The sequence below is a fragment of the Usitatibacter palustris genome (assembly GCF_013003985.1).
GTDB classification, from domain to species: domain Bacteria; phylum Pseudomonadota; class Gammaproteobacteria; order Burkholderiales; family Usitatibacteraceae; genus Usitatibacter; species Usitatibacter palustris.
In genome coordinates this window covers 2,839,800-2,857,899 of the sequence record NZ_CP053073.1, presented here as the reverse complement: position 1 = coordinate 2,857,899, position 18,100 = coordinate 2,839,800, and the positions used below count along the sequence as shown (strand labels likewise).

Here is an 18,100-nt window from a genome sequence, read left to right as displayed (position 1 = left end):
AGTGTGCGGCGAGGGCGCATCGCCCCAGGGAGAAAAAAATGACAAAGCACATCATCCGATTCCTCGGATTGATCACCGTATTGTTCGCGGCACAGGGCGTCCTCGCCTGGGACGCGGGCCCGAAGCAATGCACCACCGATGCCTGCACCGGGGGCGTGAACGCCGCGACCTTCCTCGATACCCAACCCAAGTACGCCAACTCGGTCATTCCCGGAAGGCTGGCCGATTGTCCGGAGGGTTACAAGAACATCGGCATCGCCGGATGCGGCCGTGGCGCGGACTCGATCTCCACCCCGTCGCAGCTCGCAAGCTGCCCCTCCGGATACACCAACATGGGTCTCACCTGCTTCCGACCCGTGAGCAGCTACGGCAACAAGTGCCTCGGCGGGTGTGGCGCGGGATACACGAACATGGGTTGTTTCTGCAGCCGGGGCGCGGATTCCAAGAGCGCCGACGCGATGGTCTGCCCGGCCGGGTACTTCAAGGACAACGTCGTGAAGCGCTGCCACAAGAACTGTCCTGCCGGCTATACGCAGACCGGCGAGACCTGCTTCCGCGGCGTCGATACGAAGGGTCCGGACAGCTTCATCTGCGGTCCCGGCGAGCGCCGCGGTGGAGGACTGGTTGCGAACAAGTGCTTCCCGAATCCCGGCCCGTGCTCGGCTGACCGCGAGGAGTACGGCATCTCAGGTGCATCGCTGTGCTTCACGAAGTGTCCTCCCGGCTCGACCCGCACCGCTGTTTCCACCTGCTCGCATAGCGTGAAGTGGCGCGGCAACACGCACCTCTACGTCGTGCTTGGCGGTGTCCAGCTGCTCTCGACGTCGCAGGATCCGGTCGCGCAGGCCGCCGCGAAGGCCATGAACACGCCCGCGTGCAAGGCCAAGTGGCAGCAGGGCGTGTGGGATGCGGACGATCCGGACAAGGACCTGGTCGACAACCCGACGGGCAAGACCGCGGGCGGCACGCACTTCTACAACGCCAGCGGCAAAGACTGGAACGGTAAGTCGACCAAGACGGTGACGTACATGCTGTCGGGCGTGGAAGCCAACTGGAAGGGCAACGCGAGACAGGCTGCTGCCAAGCGCATCGTCGAAGCCGGCAACACCCTGACCGCAACACCCACCGACGCGCAGTGCTACGCGCTCGGACTGGCGCTGCACTACATGACGGACATGACGCAGCCGATGCACGCCACCTCGTTCAGCGCGCTCGAGATCCCGACGATGCTGCACGCAGCGCTCGAAGAGTGGGTGCCGATGATCCAGGGCAAGTTCCCGCCGACGGGAGCGTGGGACGCGCGCTGGAAGGGCATGACGCCCGACAAGGTGTTCCACGAAACCTCGCTCAAGTCGGGCAATGAACTCGCCGGCCCGCTGATGAAGTCGCTGGAGTACAAGGGCACGATCTGCTCGATGAACCCGGAGACCGGCGCGCTCTACACCGGCATGTGCTTCATTGGCGTGCCCGAAGTGGAGAACGCCGTCGGCGTGGTGCTGCGCCAGGCTTACCAGTCCACCGCGAGCTACATCTACTCGGCCTTCAACACGACCGCGAAGTAGTCACCGCAAGAAGCAGTCTCGAAAAGACGGCGCGCCTCGAAGGGGGTGCGCCGTTTTCTTTTACGGCGCTCCGATCGCCTTCACGCAAAGCGCCACGCCATAGCCCGTCCACCCTTGCGCCTGCATCTGAGCGTAGATCGCGGGGTCCGACGTGTAGCGGTGGTTCGAGTCGTTCTGCGCCGCGCGGTTGTTGTAGAGCAGCTGCAGGCCGACCGGCGCGGTGGCGGGGCACTGGCCATTGGTCGGAGGCAGAGCGCCAAAGGGAACCGCGACATAACTCCAGCCCACCGTCCGGCGCAGGTAGCCGCACTCTTCCGGGCTGATCGTGAAGTAGTGCGAATTCGGCCCGATGCCCGGCGTGCCCTGGAACATGTACACCGACTTGTAGTCGGGGCTGAACCCGCCGGGAAAGCCGAGCCGTTGCGTGGACCACGATTGGCCGGTGCGAACCCATCCGCCACCGCCGCCGCCCGCATCCAGCCAGGTGATCTCCTCGGGAGTGGACGACAGGTAGAAATGGTTGAGGGACGCGTTGTAGTACTCACGGATCGGACCCAGCACCGGCGCCTGCGTGGGGAAATCCGAGAAGCCGACGCCCGCCTGGATCGAGCGAAAGCGCGACGCGAGCTCGGTATCCGCGCGGAACCGCTCCGTCATCTCCTCGATGTCCTGCGGGTCGTCGTAGATGAGTCGCATCGTCGCATCGATGATGTGCAGCAGTTCGATCGCCTTGGGCGCGCCCATCCGTTCGTACAGCGCGGGATTGGAAGCAGGGTCGCGGACCGCGGCAATCATCGCGAGGATGAGCGGATCGTCGGTCGCGACGGCGTAGCGCAGGTAGATGCGATCCCAGTGCTTCGGATAGGGATTGCATTTGGTCGTCGGGCGGGCGGGACTCGCGATCGTCTCGGCGACCGAAGGCGTCGAGAGAAACGCAGCCGCGACCAGCGCCGCGAGCGACGTGATGGACTTCATGCGCGCCCCGGCCGTCATGGAACGCCGTTCGCCTTCACGCAAAGTTGCACGCCATAGCTGGTCCATCCCTTCGCGACCATCTCCGCTCGCACGGCGGGATCGGAGGTATAGCGATGGTTCGAATCGTTCTGCGCGGCGCGATTGTTGTAGAGCATCGTGAGTCCCACCGGCGCCAGGGCGGGACACTTTCCCTGGGCATCGGGCCGCCCGGCGCCGAAGGGCGCCGCAACGTAGGTCCAGCCGACCGTGTTGCGAAGGTAGCCGCATTCCTCCGCGCTGGCCGTGAAGTAGTGGGAGTTCGGGCCGATGCCCGGCGTGCCATAGAACATGTACACGGGCGCGGAAAAATTCGCGGGCGAATCGCAATACTCGGTCTCTCGCGTCGTCCACGCGTGGCCCGTGCGTACCCAGCCCGCACCGGCACCGCCGGAATCGATCCACGTGCTCTCGGCCGCGGAGGCCGACATGTAGTAGTGATTCGTGGCCGGGTGGTAGTACTCGCGGATGAACTGATCGGGCACCGGCAAACCCACCGCGAAGCAGGCCTTTGAAGCGCTGTTCGAGGGGTAGAGATAGAGGATCAGCGCCGCCAGCTCCGGGTCGGACCGGATCCGCGCCGCAATTTCCTGGGGGTCCTGGGCCGACTCATAGTCGAAGACCAGCGTGTTCATGGCGGAGAGCCAGGTCACGGAAGTCGGCTTCGCAAGGCGCTCGTGGAGCGCGGGGTCGGAAGACGGATCCGTTGCCGCGGCAAACATCCGCGCCACGAGAGGGTCCGCGGGCTGGCGCGGCTGGTAGCCGATGTAGCTCCTGGGCGGGGCGACATTGCAGATTGCGGTGGGCCGCGCGGGGCTCGCGATCGTCTCGGCCGCAACGGGCATCGAGAGAAGCGCGAATAGCGCTGCGAGCACGGTGGTGATCGTCTTCATGCGCGTGATTTTACGGAGAGCAAACGCGCATGGCTGTAGGCGAATTTGAGGGGCACTTTCCATGCCCAAACCACTGCTCAAATCTTACGCAAGAACCCCTCGTAACCCCCTGAAAACGCGAGCTAAAAAAATAGTTTGTCACACTGCTTGCGTTGCCCAACTTCCCTCACTAGACTTTGTGCCTCAGTGCTTCCCCGGCCACTATATGTTGTGGAAATGGGGGTGAACAAGGTGTGGGTAACCGGGGGTGTTTTCCCCTGTTATTCACAAAGTAATTAGGCACTTACAGCAGGATCAGCGGCCTTGAAGAGCCGCCCGTCCAAAAAGACCGTCCAGTGGGGGCCAAGCGACCCCCGCGGCGCGAAAACAGCATCATTAATGGAGACGAACCATGCGCTTGAGTTCCGATATTCACCCCGCCGCTATTCCTCTTGCGACTACGGGCATCACTGAGGAGAGCACTAATCAGGCGGAGCGATACTCGGACCACAAGGTCATCCGCAGGAACGGCTCCGTCGTCGGCTTCGAACCCGACAAGATCATCGTCGCAGTCACCAAGGCGTTCCTGGCCGTAGCCGGCGGAACCGCCGCCGCCAGCGCCGGGGTGCGCGAGAAGGTCCAGCAGGTCACCGATTCGGTCATCCTCGCGCTGGTCCGTCGTCACCCGTCGGGCGGCACGTTCCATATCGAAGACATCCAGGACCAGGTCGAACTGGCCCTGATGCGCGCCGGCGAGCACCAGGTCGCCCGTTCGTACGTCCTTTATCGCGAAGAGCGTTCCCGCGAGCGCCAGAAGCGCATCGACGAGGCGAAGGAAGCCCGCACCCCGAAGATCCACGTCACCATCAATGGCGGCAAGGAGCCCCTCGACGTTGCGAAGCTCGAGTCGCTGATCGTCTCCGCGTGCCAGGGCCTCGGCAAGGACGTCGAGCCCAAGGCGATTCTCGAGGCGACGCTGAAGGATCTCTACGACGGCGTTCCGCTCGAGGAAGTGCACAAGTGCGCCATCCTCGCCGCGCGCATGCTGATCGAGCAGGACCCGGACTACACCTACGCCTCCGCGCGCCTGCTGATGCACACCATCCGCCGCGAAGTGCTGGCTGAAGAAGTCACGCACGAGCAGATGGCGCAGCGCTACGTGGAGTACTTCCCCACCTTCATCCATAGCGGCATCAAGGCGCAGTTGCTCGACGAGCGCCTCGGCACGTACGACCTGAAGATGCTCGGCGAAGCCCTGAAGCCCGAGCGCGATCTCCAGTTCGACTACCTCGGCCTGCAGACGCTGTACGACCGCTACTTCCTGCACATCAACGACCACCACATCGAGCTGCCGCAGGCGTTCTTCATGCGCGTCTCGATGGGCCTCGCGCTCAATGAAGTGAACCGCGAAGCCCGCGCGATCGAGTTCTACAACATCCTCTCGACGTTCGACTTCATGTCGTCCACGCCGACGCTGTTCAACTCGGGCACGCTCCGCAGCCAACTTTCCTCCTGCTACCTCACCACGGTGGCCGATGACCTCGATGGCATCTACGAAGCCATCAAGGAGAACGCGCTGCTCTCGAAGTTCGCGGGCGGCCTGGGCAACGACTGGACGCCGGTTCGCGCGCTCGGTTCGTACATCAAGGGGACCAACGGCCGGTCGCAGGGCGTGGTGCCGTTCCTGAAAGTGGTGAACGACACCGCGGTGGCCGTGAACCAGGGCGGCAAGCGCAAGGGCGCGGTGTGCTGCTACCTCGAGACGTGGCACCTGGATATCGAGGAATTCCTCGAGCTCCGCAAGAACACGGGCGATGACCGCCGCCGCACGCACGACATGAACACCGCGAACTGGATTCCGGATCTGTTCATGAAGCGCGTGATGGAAGGCGGCGAGTGGACGCTCTTCTCGCCCTCCGATTGCCCGGACCTGCACGACAAGGTCGGCAAGGAGTTCGAAGAGGCCTACGGCGTCTACGAGAAGAAGGCCGCGCGCGGCGAGATCAAGGTGTTCAAGCGCCTGCCGGCCCTCACCCTGTGGCGCAAGCTCCTCACGATGCTCTTCGAGACGGGCCATCCCTGGATCACGTTCAAGGACCCGTGCAACATCCGCTCCCCGCAGCAGCACGTGGGCGTGGTGCACTCGTCGAACCTCTGCACGGAGATCACGCTCAACACCAACGCCACTGAAATCGCGGTGTGCAACCTGGGCTCGGTGAACCTGCCCGCGCACCTGATGAAGGACGCGAGCGGCAACGTCACGCTCGACCACGCGAAGCTGAAGAAGACCATCGCCACGGCGATGCGCATGCTCGACAACGTGATCGACATCAACTACTACGCGGTTCGCAAGGCGCACGACAGCAACAAGAAGCATCGCCCGGTGGGCCTCGGGATCATGGGCTTCCAGGATTCGCTGCAGGAACTGCGCATTCCCTACGCCTCCGACGATGCGGTGACGTTCGCCGACCGTTCGATGGAAGCGGTTTGCTACTACGCCTACTGGGCCTCGACGGAGCTCGCGGAAGAGCGCGGCCGCTACTCGTCGTACACGGGCTCGCTGTGGGACAAGGGCATCCTTCCGCAGGACACGATCAAGCTGCTGCTCGAGCAGCGCGGCGGCTACGTGGAAGTCGACCAGACCGAAACGCTGGACTGGGCCTCGCTCCGGAAGCGCATCTCGCAGCACGGCATGCGCAATTCCAACTGCGTGGCCATCGCTCCGACCGCGACGATCAGCAACATCATCGGCGTGTCGGCTTCGATCGAGCCCAACTACCAGAACCTCTACGTGAAATCGAACCTCTCGGGCGAATTCACGGTGGTCAATGAACACCTCGTGCGTGACCTCAAGGCCGCCAATCTCTGGGACAGCGTGATGGTCGCGGACCTCAAGCACTTCGACGGGTCCATCGGCAAGATCGACCGCGTTCCGCAGGAGCTGCGTGACCTCTACGCCACGGCCTTCGAAGTCGACACCAAGTGGCTGGTGGAAGCCGCGGCGCGCCGCCAGAAGTGGATCGACCAGGCGCAGTCGCTGAACATCTACATGGCCGGCGCCAACGGCAAGAAGCTCGACGAGACGTACAAGCTCGCGTGGCTTCGTGGCCTCAAGACCACGTACTACCTGCGCACGCTCTCCGCGTCGTCCGCGGAGAAGTCCACGGGCAAGGGTGGCGAGTTGAATTCAGTTCGTTCGGATGGCGGCGCGATAGGCGCTGCGTCGGCGGCGGAACCGGAAGCCCAGTTCTGCTCGATCGACAACCCGGAATGCGAGGCGTGTCAGTAAGTTTTTTGGGATGCAGTACAGGGTGGGGTGGAAGCCAACAGAAAAGGAGATGTGCCATGTCACTGCATGAACACATGAACCTGCTGGAAGACCTGAAGCGCGCCGCCTGGGCCCGTACGAGCCCGGTGGCGGGGCAGATGAACTCCTGGGAGTTCAGGAAGGACTGCCTCGGCAACCTCGTGCGCTACAACGATTACGGCAAGCGCAATTCACCGTTTGGCTGGGAGCTCGACCAGATCGTCCCGCGCTCCGTCGGCGGCACGGCTGATCCGGACAACCTCCAGGCACTGCACTGGAAGGCGAACGCAGCTAGAAGCGACAACATCCCGCAAGGGTTGCTGTCGCGCACCAATGCGGTGGCGAAAGCCGCCTGAAGCAAAGAACGCAGCAAATAAAAAGTGGCGCGAGCCCGATAACTGCCAGCGCCAGCGAATCAAGGAGTAGATGACATGTTGAGCTTCGAAGACGACACGCCCGTAGCCACGCCCGCCCTGGGCCTCCAGATGGTGAAGCCCTCGCAGCAGCCGAATCGCTCGGCCGCTACCGCGGTGCTTGCCGAAAGCCAGGCGGACGAAAGCGAGAACTCCGAGCGCTTCACGCGCGTGCGCGCCGAAGACAAACGCATCATCAACGCCCGCACGGACGTGAACCAGCTCGTTCCGTTCAAGTACAAGTGGGCGTGGGAAAAGTACCTTGCCGGCTGCGCGAACCACTGGATGCCGCAAGAGATCAACATGAACCGCGACATCGCCCTCTGGAAGAACCCGAACGGGCTCACGGATGACGAGCGGTTGATCGTGAAGCGCAACCTCGGCTTCTTCGTGACGGCCGATTCGCTCGCCGCCAACAACATCGTGCTCGGGACCTATCGCCACATCACCGCGCCCGAGTGCCGCCAGTACCTGCTGCGCCAGGCGTTCGAGGAGGCGATCCACACGCACGCCTACCAGTACATCGCGGAATCGCTCGGCCTCGACGAGAGCGAGATCTTCGCGGCATACAAGGAAGTGAAGTGCATCCGGGACAAGGACGATTTCCTCATCCCGTTCATCGATGTGCTCACGGACCCGAACTTCAAGACCGGCACGCCCGAGACCGACCAGCAGCTCCTGAAGAGCCTCATCGTCTTCAGCTGCATCATGGAAGGGCTCTTCTTCTACGTGGGCTTCGTGCAGATCCTCTCGCTCGGCCGCCAGAACAAGATGACCGGCGCCTCCGAGCAGTACCAGTACATCCTTCGCGACGAGTCGATGCACTGCAACTTCGGCATCGACCTCGTGAACACCATCAAGATGGAGAACCCGCACCTCTGGACGCCGGAGCTGCGCCGCGAGTTGACGGATCTTTTCCAGAAGGCAGTGGAGCTTGAGTACGCCTACGCCGAGGACACCATGCCTCGTGGTGTGCTGGGACTGAACGCTCCGATGTTCAAGGAGTACCTGCGGTTCATCGCGAATCGCCGGTGCCAGCAGATTGGTTTGGATCAGTTGTATCCCGGTGCGACGAACCCGTTCCCTTGGATGTCAGAGCTCATTGATCTCAAGAAGGAGAAGAACTTCTTTGAGACCAGGGTTATTGAGTATCAGACGGGTGGGGCGCTGAGCTGGGATTGATGCACACGGAGGTTACCAAGAGTAGGCGACCTCTGGGTCGCCTATTTTTTTAGTTGGGAGGGGAATGAGCTCGACAATCAATGGGCCGACGTTTGATGAAGTGTTTCGGCGAGTCCGAGACTCCGCGCGAACAAAGAAACCAGTAGTTGGCCTAACGCACAAGTTTTATAAGTATCCGGCGCGATTCTCCCCTGAATTCGTGGCGACCGTTCTTGAGTGTTTCTCGCGGCCCGGAGACCTAGTCTTAGATCCATACATGGGGGGTGGCACTACAGTTGTCGAGGCGGTTGCTCGACAGCGTAGGAGCGTGGGTTGCGACATCAATTCCCTGGCAGTGTTTGTCGCGAAGGCCAAATGTACAGCGCTCAATGCATCGGAGACCAAGGCCCTGCTGGCATGGGCATTGGACATCGTTCCGGCCTTGAACTACATGACGCGCTCGACCGATCCTGCGGAGCAGGACGATCGCCTGAAAAACCTCACTGGACCGAAGGTTAGAGCGGTCAAGAAAATAATATGCTTGGCGCTTGAGTCCATTGATTCTCTGCCGTCCAACAACGCAAGAGAGTTTGCCAAGTGTGCGCTGCTTAACACGGGGCAGTGGGCGCTGAATGGCAGAAGAAGTGCTGCGTCTGCTGAGGAGTTTCGCGCGCGATTGGGTGCGACTCTCGCTGAAATGGTCGGCGCGATTGAGTTGTTCGGAAAGAGAATGTTTGAAAGTCCGTCCATCGACGCCCCCATCCTTATTCACGACTCGGCGGAATATCTACCTACGCACCCATTCTTTGGATCCGGAAATAGGGTCGATCTAGTGATTACGAGTCCCCCGTATCCTGGCGTCCATATCCTTTATCACCGGTGGCAGGTAGATGGTCGAAAAGAAACAGCTGCCCCCTATTGGATCGCTAACCGCCTAGACGGGCAGCCAAGTGCCTATTACAACTTCGGAAGTAGAAAGGAGCGGAGTCTCGACGCGTACTTTGCCGCGTCGCTTCGTACCCTCCAAGGGGTGCGTGCGGTGATGAAACGCGGTGCGAAGTTCGTGCAGATGGTCGCGTTCTCGAACCCGGGGGAGCAGCTGGATCGATATATGTGGAACATGAAGCAGGCTGGATTTGCGGAGGACCTTCTGAGCGATGGACGCGGCGCAAGGGCGTGGAGAGATGTGCCCGGCAGATCCTGGCATGCGATCCAAAAGGGCGCCACCATGGCGTCAAAAGAGCTCGTACTAGTTCATACAGCGGTCTAACAACTATGGCCCAAGCCGACCTTCACCTGTCGATCGACTCGCACGTCGTCATTCAACTTGGCGCTGAGCTGATTTCAGACTCCGAGCAGGCGCTGCTTGAGCTAGTCAAGAATTCGTACGACGCCGATGCTACGCGATGCACTATCTCGATCGAGCCGGAGTGGCTTCCGGCAACAAAGCATGCATGGGCCCATCACTTTCACGGTGCTAACCATGTCGGACGAATTGTCGTAGAGGACAACGGGGTTGGCATAGCGGAGGATGCCGTCACTCGAGGATGGCTGTTCATTAGTGCGTCCTTGAAAAGGAGCACGGATGGATCAAAGCAAAAGACAGCGCGCCTTCGTACGCCGGTTGGCGACAAGGGGTTGGGACGACTGGCAACCATGCGTCTGGGTGATGTCCTCTTGATGCGGACAATGACACGCAAAGACTCGCGGGTGCGTACTGTTTCGTTTAGCTGGGCAGATTTTCGACTGGGTAAACCCTTAAGCGAGATAGCTGTCCACTCAGGCGTCGAAGAAAAGTTCCAAGGCAAGCCTTCAGGAACTAGCGTCGAGATTCTCAAGCTCCATGAGCCGGGCTATTGGGAAAGCTCGATGAACGTGGACTCAGTCATCGCGAAGTTGTCTACGCTCATTACGCCTTTTCGACGTCTCCAAGACTTTCACGTAAACGTCCGATTCAATGACCAAGCCAGAGACTTGCAGGCGCTTGGCACGGAAGCGCTGAATCACGCGGCTGCGAAGTTTGAGTTTGTCTATAACGAGGGCGTTCTGAGCTTCAAGGCCTGGTTCGCCCGAACGCTGTTTCGCGGTAAGAGCGGTGACCAACAGGAACGCATCTACGACGCGCTGCTTTCGGACGATGCTCTCCCCGACGCCGTGGAGTTTTTTTCAAAGCGGAAGAGGATACGCAACTTCAAGAATCTCCTAACCGAGCCGGGTGGGTGGTTGTTCTCGGTAGAAGACTCAATCCTTGCAAGTGAGATTCCACCCAACCCCAAGGCGGCGGCGCATGCGGACCCGGGACCCTTCAAGGGAGAGATACACTACTTTCTCTTCAATGAGCCGACGAAGCAGTCGCTGCGCGCCGCGAACATTCCAATTGAGATGCTTCAGGGAATGACATCTATTGGAATGTATCGCGACGGATTCCGAGTGCGGATGGACGACGATTGGCTAGAGATATCTAAGGGAGTCACTTCTGGGGGATTCTTTCAACTTCGCCCAAAGAATGTGATTGGATACCTTGAGATCTCAAATGAGCACAATCCTGCGCTCGTCGAGAAGTCTGATCGAGAAGGCTTTGTCGACAACGCAGAGTGGCGAGGGTTTCTCCTGCTTGCGATTCGCGCGAAGAAGTTTGCCAACGATGCGCTTGAGGGGGTTCGCAGTAGTTACGACGAGTACAAGAAGGACAAGCTTGGGGCAAAGAGCGAGTCCAGTGAGAGCGACGCCAGCGACGATGATCCGGAGCGCGCAGCAAAGGCGGCGAGATCAGCTCTCGGCTCGATTAAGGTCGCATCAACTCGAAGTGCCACGGTCTCGACGCGTTTGTCCGCCGTTAGAGAGGGGCTACGAGATACTGCGCGTGCATCTGGAAGCAAGGTGCTTGTCCAGATTGAGCAGCAACTGGGGGGTGTCGAGGAATCTGTCGGAGCGCTATCGATGGCGCTCGAGGAGGCGAGGCTCCTGGCCACCTCGAGCGCCAGCCAACTCGAGAGAATCGTTCTCCTCAATGACCAACTGGCAGACCGCAACCTTCGGCTGATCGATGCGGCGGCAGTGGGATTGAGTGCGCGAGGGTTGACCCATGAGATCAATGCCTTCCTCGCCCTGATAGAGAAGGGGGTTGCGGCAGTTCGGCGCGTAAACAAGGCAAGGCCAAGCGTCGCGCTTGACGGCGCGATCGAGAAGATCACGGGTTCGGTTCGCGAGCTGAAAAAGACAGTTGCGAGCATCAATCCGCTGTTGACAGGCTCTCGGTCGCTCAAAGACAACTTCTATGCTGGAGATGGCATCCGTGAGTATCTTGAGGTTCGAGCACCGAAGATTGAAGCGGCGCGTGTGTCTGTGACACTCACCGGTGGAAACGGCCCTCATGTCAGATTTGCAAAGACACGCTTCAACCAGGTCCTCGAGAATCTCCTCCAAAACAGTCTTTACTGGATCGAGCAGCACTCCACCGAGAGTAAGGGGATTCAAAGGACAGTGCACGTTGAGTGCGATCGTAGTGGATTCACTTGGTGGGACGGCGGTAAGGGAATTCGCGAATCAGTGGAGGAGTCGCTGTTCGAGCCCTACGTCACCGAAAAGAACGAATCGGAGGGGCAGGGGTTGGGACTGTTCCTTGTGACGGCGTTCTTGCAGTCCGAGCGATGTCACATTTCGCTCCTGCCAGATCGCAATGTGCACGGACGTCGGTACAAGTTTCGCGTTGACCTGCGGGGAGCTATCAAATGAGCGCATTTGCTGAGGCGCTTCAGCGACGCAACGTCAAGGCCGTCTACTTTGTAGACGATGGCAATGCGACGCCGCGAATTCGCGATGTCGATGAGGCCATTGAGGCCACTGCGCAAATACCCCCTCGACGCTTAAAGAATCTGATCAAGAAGGATGAACGATTCGCCAAGCTTCTGGCAAAAAAGGAAGAAGTGAGTGAGTTGCCTCGCGAGGAGCAGCGTTCAGAGCTAAAGCCGCTTGTAGAGTTGCTGGTCGAAGAGCACTCGCTCGCGAGCAAGGATTTCGACTTGATGGCCGAGGTCTTCTTCCAGGGGCAAAAGTACGACGTTCTGGAGAAGCTCAAGCTGGCGGTGCCCGAGGGCTTGCTGCATTCATTTACTTTCGGAGATTGGTTGAAGCGCGGGACCGAGATTGTTAAGAACACGACAGCCGACAGTCGCATCTTGGTTCTGCTCGATGAAGTAAACGACCGTGAGAAGGATGTCCCGTTGGATGGCCTTCGCGCCTTAGTTGACCTTTGGAAGAATCACAGTGACTCAATAGGCCGAGTCGACGTGATTGTTGTTACGTCCAATTGCGAGCCAACTGGGGAGTTTGACGAAGCAAAGCGGCTGCTCGAGGACCTAAGACAGGCTCTGCAGGGACAAGAGAATGCTCGCAGCATTGTGAGGGCGTTCGTCCTCTCCAAGGGGCGCTTCAATGGAAGGCGCCCGCTCGACGAAGACCTACTCGCCCATATGAATCGCCTCGACGCTACGGATCTGCGCGGGGAACTAATAAGGATCGCATTGGCGGAAATGACGAGCGCAGTAAGGGAGTCTGTTTCATGGCTCGAGCAAATACCTTTATCGGAGTTTCACGGGTCCATATTCATTAGTGCAGACAACGAAGGGACATCTGAGGTTGACGTGTTGATGCGCCTGGTGAACCTGAAACAACGCGCAGCGCTTGAATCGAACCTGAAGAAGGGTCCTCTTAGAGAGCAGGTTGAGAAGATGCGTCGGTTTTCCCTACGTGCATTCGATGCGGAGCAGGCGAAGTTCGCAAAGTCTGAGCTAAAGGATCTGAGAGTTCAGGAGTTTGAAAGGCCTGGATCCCACGTAAACGGAATGCAGCAGACCCTCGCTTGCGGGGACGTGTTCGAAATTACATTTGAGGACGGGGAAGCGGTGGACGTCATTCTTCTTGCTAACCCATGCGATGTTGCGATACGCCCGGACGGCCAACGAAAACTTCAGAGGGGATGGCTCGTGAAGATGGAGAGACTTGCCGTTCGAGACCTCGCTGGGAAGCAGGGCACGCCGCCGCTTGTATACCGGATCGCTACTGGGGAAAGCGACGAAGACATTGTCTATGTGTTCAATAACTCGAGCGTGGACTCCATTGATTTGGGCGTCTTAGATTGGTGTTGGACTAATCCAGAAGGCCGTGCGGCCTGCTTTCCAAAGCAGATTCGTGACGGATATTCATTCCTGCTGAAACCCCAACACATGAGACTGCGCAGCCTTGAGGCAAGGATTGCGCGAGGTGGATTCTGCGACCTGGAACTCTGGGGCAAGAAGGTCGCGTCTATGCGATCTGAAGTTGAGGTAGTGACGATCGACGAAATGTCTTTTGCATCAGAGATTGTCTTCCCGATATCGCGAAAATGGAGAATGTCGGTGGAGTTCGCTAACGCCGCACTCGCTGGCCTCGCTCAGGCAATCGCTCGGCCAGCGTTTGGACATGATTTTTCGAGAGTAGACTATCCGGCGTGATCGCAGGTCGTACGCCGCCTGACCTTCGGCCGGTGTAAAGCAGGGGCACAGTCCCGCCACACCCCTCTCGCAAGAACACGAAAGGCATCATGACTATCTCGATGCACCAAGCCACCATCCCCACCTTCATCCGCGCCCTCAGCAGCCTCGCCGACGTCCTCGAAAAGGCCGCAGCGCACGCCGAAGCGAAGAAGATCGACCCCGCCGTCTTCATCAACAGCCGTCTCGCCCCCGACATGTTCCCGCTGGTCCGTCAGGTGCAGATCGCCTCAGACGCAGCAAAGGGTGGCGCAGCAAGACTCGCGCAAGCGGAACCGCCCGCCTTCGAAGACAACGAAACCACCTTCCCGCAGCTGATCGAGCGAGCGAGGAAGACCGTCGCCTACCTGGAGACGCTCAAGCCCGAGCAGATCGATGGCTCGGAGGAGCGCACGGTGACGTGGAAGACGAGGACTTCGGAGAAGAGCATGAAGGGCCAGCCCTACCTGCTCCATCACGTGATTCCCAACGTCTACTTCCACGTGACGGCGGCCTACCTGATCCTGCGCCACAACGGCGTTGAGCTCGGCAAGCAGGACTTCCTCGGCAAGAGCTGAGGTTCAGCGGCTATCGCAGATAGCTCGCGGCCACGCCAGACGCGTAGAGCCCAAGCCCGAAGACCGAGTGGGTAACGAGGCTCTGCACGCGCGCGGCGGCAGGGCGTGGTGTGCGGCTGGCAGCGATGCCCGCGCCCATGCCCGGCTGCATCAGGAGGAATGGCGCCGCAACGGTGGCGATTCCCAGAGCCAATGCAGGAGCAATCGTCGGGTGGCTAATCCAATCGATGCCGCACACGGCGAGAAGCACGGCCGCGAAGGCGATGCCGATCACGTAGTGAGCGGTCCACCCGATCACGCGTTCGCCCGGCACGGCAGGCGAGGCGGCGATGCGGTCGTGCTGGAAACGCCCGCGCCCCATGTGGCCGAACCAGCGGCCGACCATCCCGTAGTCCGGTAGAGGGATCCCGAGCAGTCGCTTTCGAGCCACGGCCCAGAGGTCCGTCACGATGGTTGCGCCGATGCCGAGCCACACGGTGTAGATGAAGTATTCGATGGTCGCCTCCGGCCGCCTTGTAGCTACAGCGCCGCGATCACCGCCTGCGTCACCTGCTTCGTCGTCGCGGTCCCGCCGAGATCCGGCGTATGCACCTTGGCCGCGGTCACGGTTTCGATCGCCTTCATCAGTCGCGCGGCGGCCTTCGCCTCGCCCAGGTGCTCGAGCATCATCGCGGCCGTCCAGAACGTCGCGATCGGATTGGCGATGCCCTTGCCGGCGATGTCGAAGGCCGAGCCGTGGATGGGCTCGAACATCGAGGGGAACTCGCGCTCCGGATTGAGGTTCGCGGTCGGCGCGATCCCGAGGCTTCCCGAGAGTGCGGCAGCCAGATCCGAAAGGATGTCCGCGTGCAGGTTCGTGGCAACCATCACGTCGATCGTCGCGGGCTTGAGCACCATGCGCGTGGTCATCGCGTCCACCAGCTCACGGCGCGTGGTCACGTCGGGATACTCCTTCGCGACCTCGTAGAAGATCTCGTCCCACATCACCATCCCGTGGCGCTGCGCGTTGGACTTGGTCACGAGCGTGAGGTGCTTGCGCGGGCGCTTGCGCGCGAGCTCGAACGAGAAGCGATGGATGCGCTCGACCCCGCGGCGCGTGAAGACGGAAGTCTCGGTCGCCACTTCGATGGGCAGGCCGCGATGCACGCGTCCGCCGTTGCCGGCGTACTCGCCCTCGGAGTTCTCGCGGATCACGACCCAGTCGATGTCCTTGCCATTCGTGAGCGGGCTCGTGACGCCGGGGAGCACGCGCGCGGGGCGCACGTTCGCGTACTGGTCGAATCCCTGGCAGATCGGCAGGCGCAGGCCCCAGAGCGACACGTGGTCGGGCACCTTCTCGCTGCCGACCGCGCCGAAGAAAATGGCGTCGAAGGTCTTCAGGCGCTCGAGGCCGCCGTCGGGAATGTAGTGGCCCAGGTGGAGGTACTGGTCCGAGCTCCAGGGCAGTTGCTGCGGGGAGATGGCGAAGTCGCCATTGCGGGCCAGCGCGTGGAGGACATCGATGCCGGCGGCGAGCACTTCGGTGCCGATGCCGTCGCCGGGAATGACTGCGATCTTGTAGTTGCGCACGGAAAAAAGCCTGGTGAGTGAGGCGGGCGGCTCGCCCGCATGTTCACTTTACACGCCTCATCCGCGAACCTTGCGCGCCAAAGTAATGAAGTTCGCAACTGCCGGATCGGTTTCGTCGGCGTGAGTCAGCAGCGTCAGCGGCGCGACCATGCGCTTCGCGCTTCGGATCGGCAGGTACGCGATGCGATCGGCGAGGACGCCGCTCATCGAAGCGGGGACGACCGTGGCGCCGACGCCGGCGGCGACGAGCGTGAGGTTCGTGAGCATGTTGCCGACCTCGGCGGCGATCCTCGGGACGAGCCCCGCCTTGCGGAACGCGTCGAGCAGCGTTCCATACATCCCCTGGGCGCCGGGCCGCCGAACGAGGATCAGGGGTTCCTTCGCAAGTTCACTTATCGAGATGGAGCGCAGCGCCTTCCCTTTGGGGCGGCGTGCCAACGAGTGCGTCGAGGCAATGGCGGCGACGAGCGGTTCCTGATCGATCTGGATGACGCGCAACTCCGCGGCCTGCACCACCGGCGCACGGACCAGGGCCGCCTGCGCCTGGCGATTGATCACCGCATCGGAAAGCGACGCCGCATTTCCCTCCACGAAGGTGAGGTGGACTTCCGGATAGCGGCTGCGGAATGCCGCGATCGTATCGGGCGTTGCAGGGTGGGTGGCTGCAGAGGTGGTAAGCCCCAGCCGCAACGAGCCCGCCACACCCTTGTCCACGCGCCGTGCGCGGGCTGCCGCGCTGTCCACGCGCTCCAGGAGTGCCAGCGAATCCTCGAGGAAGGCCGCGCCGGCGTGCGTGACTTCAACGCCGCGAGGCCGGCGGTGGAAGAGCTGCACGCCAAGCTCGCGTTCGAGCGCGGCCAGCTGCTGGCTCAGCGGTGGCTGCTGGATGCCCAGGCGCTCGGCGGCGCGCGTGAGGTTTCCTTCGGCGGCGATCGTCGTGAAGTAACGCAGGTGGCGCAGTTCCATGTCATATCTCCAACATATCGCACAGGTCTGTCGATGATATTGGATATATGGCAGCAGCGCTGCTAGTGTTCGCCGCATTACAAGAAGATCCACAAACGGAGAGAGAAAATGAAAGCTCGCTGCCTGGCCGCCCTTGCGGCCGCCGCGCTACCCTGCGCCGCGCAGGAAGCCACCGAAAGTCCCATGACGCTCTATGGCCGCGTCTACCTGATGGTCGACTCGGTCGAGGCGAAAGGGGGCACGACACCGCTCGCGCGCCGCACCCGCGTGACCGACCAGTCCTCGCTGCTCGGCGTGCGCGGCGAAGAGAAGCTCTCCAGCGAACTGAAAGCCATCTACCAGCTCGAGACCGGCTTCCCGCCCGACCAGCAGACCGCCAACTTCGCCAACCGCAACAGCGGCGTGGGCCTCGCACATGCAAAGCTGGGCACGATCATCATGGGTCGCTGGGACATGCCGTTCAAGAGCTCGCAGGTGGCACCCCTCGACCCGTTCACCGATCTCGCGCTCGCCGACGTCACGGGCACCGCGATGAACCAGGGCAACTTCTCGCTGCGCGAACAGAACGTCATCCAGTACTGGTCGCCGAACTGGGCCGGCCTCGAAGTGAGGCTCGCGTACAGCGCCAACGAAGGAAAGACTGCGGATCGCGATCCGTACAAGTACGGCGGCTCGCTCGTGTGGACCAATCGCACCGTCTACCTCACCTACGCGTACGAGAAGCACAACGACTCGCGCGATGGCACCGTCACCGCCGGGATCGAAGAGGAGGGCCACGGCGTCGGCGGCTACGTGCGCCTGGGCGGCGCGAAGCTGATGGCGCAGTACGGCACGTACAGCCGCACCGGCACGGCGAAGCAGAAGTCCTACGTGCTGGGCGTGGACTGGGTGTTCGGCGAACGGCACCACCTGCTTGCGAGCTACCAGGACTCGCGCGACGGCGGTGTCACCACCGCGGCGCAGCCCCGATGCGACGCACAGGGCCTGGGCTATCGCTACGATTTCTCGCGGCGCACGATGTTCACGGCGTACTACACGAAGGTGAACAACGACGTCGGCAACCTCTGCAACTTCGGCGCAGCGACGCTGAGCATCACCGCCGGCCAGGATCCGCAGGGATTCTCGGCGGGTGTGCGCCACACATTCTAGGA

At 61.2% G+C, this 18,100-nt stretch carries 14 protein-coding genes and 1 pseudogene; 10 read left to right on the top strand and 5 right to left on the bottom strand.

Going from position 1 to position 18,100, the window contains the following annotated elements; translation table 11 throughout:
* Positions 1-38: 38 nt before the first annotated feature.
* Positions 39-1,562, top strand: a complete 1,524-nt coding sequence (locus DSM104440_RS13925) for a phospholipase C/P1 nuclease family protein (protein ID WP_171163643.1) — start codon at positions 39-41, stop codon at positions 1,560-1,562.
* Positions 1,563-1,622: 60 nt separating this feature from the next.
* Here DSM104440_RS13925 and DSM104440_RS13920 read toward each other — a convergent pair whose 3' ends face one another.
* On the bottom strand, positions 1,623-2,537 hold the full coding sequence (locus tag DSM104440_RS13920; RefSeq protein WP_171163641.1) for a hypothetical protein: 915 nt from the start codon (positions 2,535-2,537) through the stop codon (positions 1,623-1,625).
* Between the two features lie 14 nt (positions 2,538-2,551).
* The gene (locus DSM104440_RS13915; RefSeq protein WP_171163639.1) at positions 2,552-3,466 is read right to left on the bottom strand and encodes a hypothetical protein; all 915 of its coding nucleotides are present in this window, start codon (positions 3,464-3,466) and stop codon (positions 2,552-2,554) included.
* A 391-nt stretch (positions 3,467-3,857) separates the two neighbouring features.
* On the opposite strand from DSM104440_RS13915, the gene DSM104440_RS13910 reads away from it, so the two are divergent.
* From DSM104440_RS13910 to DSM104440_RS13880, 8 genes and pseudogenes are all read left to right on the top strand, one after another.
* On the top strand, positions 3,858-6,734 hold the full coding sequence (locus tag DSM104440_RS13910) for a ribonucleoside-diphosphate reductase subunit alpha (RefSeq protein WP_171163637.1): 2,877 nt from the start codon (positions 3,858-3,860) through the stop codon (positions 6,732-6,734).
* Between the two features lie 56 nt (positions 6,735-6,790).
* A complete protein-coding gene (locus DSM104440_RS13905; protein WP_171163635.1) occupies positions 6,791-7,108 on the top strand; it encodes an HNH endonuclease in 318 nt (105 codons plus the stop codon).
* A gap of 75 nt (positions 7,109-7,183) precedes the next feature.
* Complete coding sequence (locus tag DSM104440_RS13900; RefSeq protein WP_171163633.1) at positions 7,184-8,347, top strand: ribonucleotide-diphosphate reductase subunit beta; 1,164 nt, start codon at positions 7,184-7,186, stop codon at positions 8,345-8,347.
* A gap of 64 nt (positions 8,348-8,411) precedes the next feature.
* Positions 8,412-8,618 (top strand): annotated as a pseudogene (locus DSM104440_RS19630) (DNA methyltransferase); the annotation flags it as partial.
* A 36-nt stretch (positions 8,619-8,654) separates the two neighbouring features.
* Positions 8,655-9,596, top strand: a complete 942-nt coding sequence (locus DSM104440_RS13895; RefSeq protein WP_246212000.1) for a hypothetical protein — start codon at positions 8,655-8,657, stop codon at positions 9,594-9,596.
* A 5-nt stretch (positions 9,597-9,601) separates the two neighbouring features.
* Entirely contained in the window at positions 9,602-12,061 is a 2,460-nt protein-coding gene (locus DSM104440_RS13890; protein ID WP_171163629.1) for an ATP-binding protein, read from the top strand.
* A complete protein-coding gene (locus tag DSM104440_RS13885; protein WP_171163627.1) occupies positions 12,058-13,818 on the top strand; it encodes a hypothetical protein in 1,761 nt (586 codons plus the stop codon). Before DSM104440_RS13890 ends, DSM104440_RS13885 begins: the two co-directional genes overlap by 4 nt.
* Positions 13,819-13,919: 101 nt before the next feature.
* Positions 13,920-14,414, top strand: a complete 495-nt coding sequence (locus DSM104440_RS13880; RefSeq protein WP_246211998.1) for a DUF1993 domain-containing protein — start codon at positions 13,920-13,922, stop codon at positions 14,412-14,414.
* A gap of 10 nt (positions 14,415-14,424) precedes the next feature.
* Here DSM104440_RS13880 and DSM104440_RS13875 read toward each other — a convergent pair whose 3' ends face one another.
* The 3 genes from DSM104440_RS13875 to DSM104440_RS13865 form a co-directional block, all read right to left on the bottom strand.
* Positions 14,425-14,862, bottom strand: coding sequence for a DUF2938 domain-containing protein (locus DSM104440_RS13875; RefSeq protein ID WP_212758079.1), 438 nt, complete (start codon positions 14,860-14,862; stop codon positions 14,425-14,427).
* A gap of 71 nt (positions 14,863-14,933) precedes the next feature.
* The gene (locus DSM104440_RS13870; protein ID WP_171163623.1) at positions 14,934-15,983 is read right to left on the bottom strand and encodes a tartrate dehydrogenase; all 1,050 of its coding nucleotides are present in this window, start codon (positions 15,981-15,983) and stop codon (positions 14,934-14,936) included.
* A gap of 57 nt (positions 15,984-16,040) precedes the next feature.
* On the bottom strand, positions 16,041-16,949 hold the full coding sequence (locus DSM104440_RS13865; RefSeq protein WP_171163622.1) for a LysR family transcriptional regulator: 909 nt from the start codon (positions 16,947-16,949) through the stop codon (positions 16,041-16,043).
* 108 nt (positions 16,950-17,057) lie between these two features.
* On the opposite strand from DSM104440_RS13865, the gene DSM104440_RS13860 reads away from it, so the two are divergent.
* Complete coding sequence (locus DSM104440_RS13860; protein WP_171163620.1) at positions 17,058-18,098, top strand: porin; 1,041 nt, start codon at positions 17,058-17,060, stop codon at positions 18,096-18,098.
* The last annotated feature ends 2 nt before the right edge of the window (positions 18,099-18,100 follow it).

Bases quoted from the DNA above. Each gene is read 5' to 3' on its own strand.
- DSM104440_RS13925 (WP_171163643.1), top strand. From the start codon at position 39: ATGACAAAGCACATCATCCGATTCCTCGGATTGATCACCGTATTGTTC.
- DSM104440_RS13920 (WP_171163641.1), bottom strand. From the start codon at position 2,537: ATGAAGTCCATCACGTCGCTCGCGGCGCTGGTCGCGGCTGCGTTTCTC.
- DSM104440_RS13915 (WP_171163639.1), bottom strand. From the start codon at position 3,466: ATGAAGACGATCACCACCGTGCTCGCAGCGCTATTCGCGCTTCTCTCG.
- DSM104440_RS13910 (WP_171163637.1), top strand. From the start codon at position 3,858: ATGCGCTTGAGTTCCGATATTCACCCCGCCGCTATTCCTCTTGCGACT.
- DSM104440_RS13905 (WP_171163635.1), top strand. From the start codon at position 6,791: ATGTCACTGCATGAACACATGAACCTGCTGGAAGACCTGAAGCGCGCC.
- DSM104440_RS13900 (WP_171163633.1), top strand. From the start codon at position 7,184: ATGTTGAGCTTCGAAGACGACACGCCCGTAGCCACGCCCGCCCTGGGC.
- DSM104440_RS13890 (WP_171163629.1), top strand. From the start codon at position 9,602: ATGGCCCAAGCCGACCTTCACCTGTCGATCGACTCGCACGTCGTCATT.
- DSM104440_RS13885 (WP_171163627.1), top strand. From the start codon at position 12,058: ATGAGCGCATTTGCTGAGGCGCTTCAGCGACGCAACGTCAAGGCCGTC.
- DSM104440_RS13880 (WP_246211998.1), top strand. From the start codon at position 13,920: ATGCACCAAGCCACCATCCCCACCTTCATCCGCGCCCTCAGCAGCCTC.
- DSM104440_RS13865 (WP_171163622.1), bottom strand. From the start codon at position 16,949: ATGGAACTGCGCCACCTGCGTTACTTCACGACGATCGCCGCCGAAGGA.
- DSM104440_RS13860 (WP_171163620.1), top strand. From the start codon at position 17,058: ATGAAAGCTCGCTGCCTGGCCGCCCTTGCGGCCGCCGCGCTACCCTGC.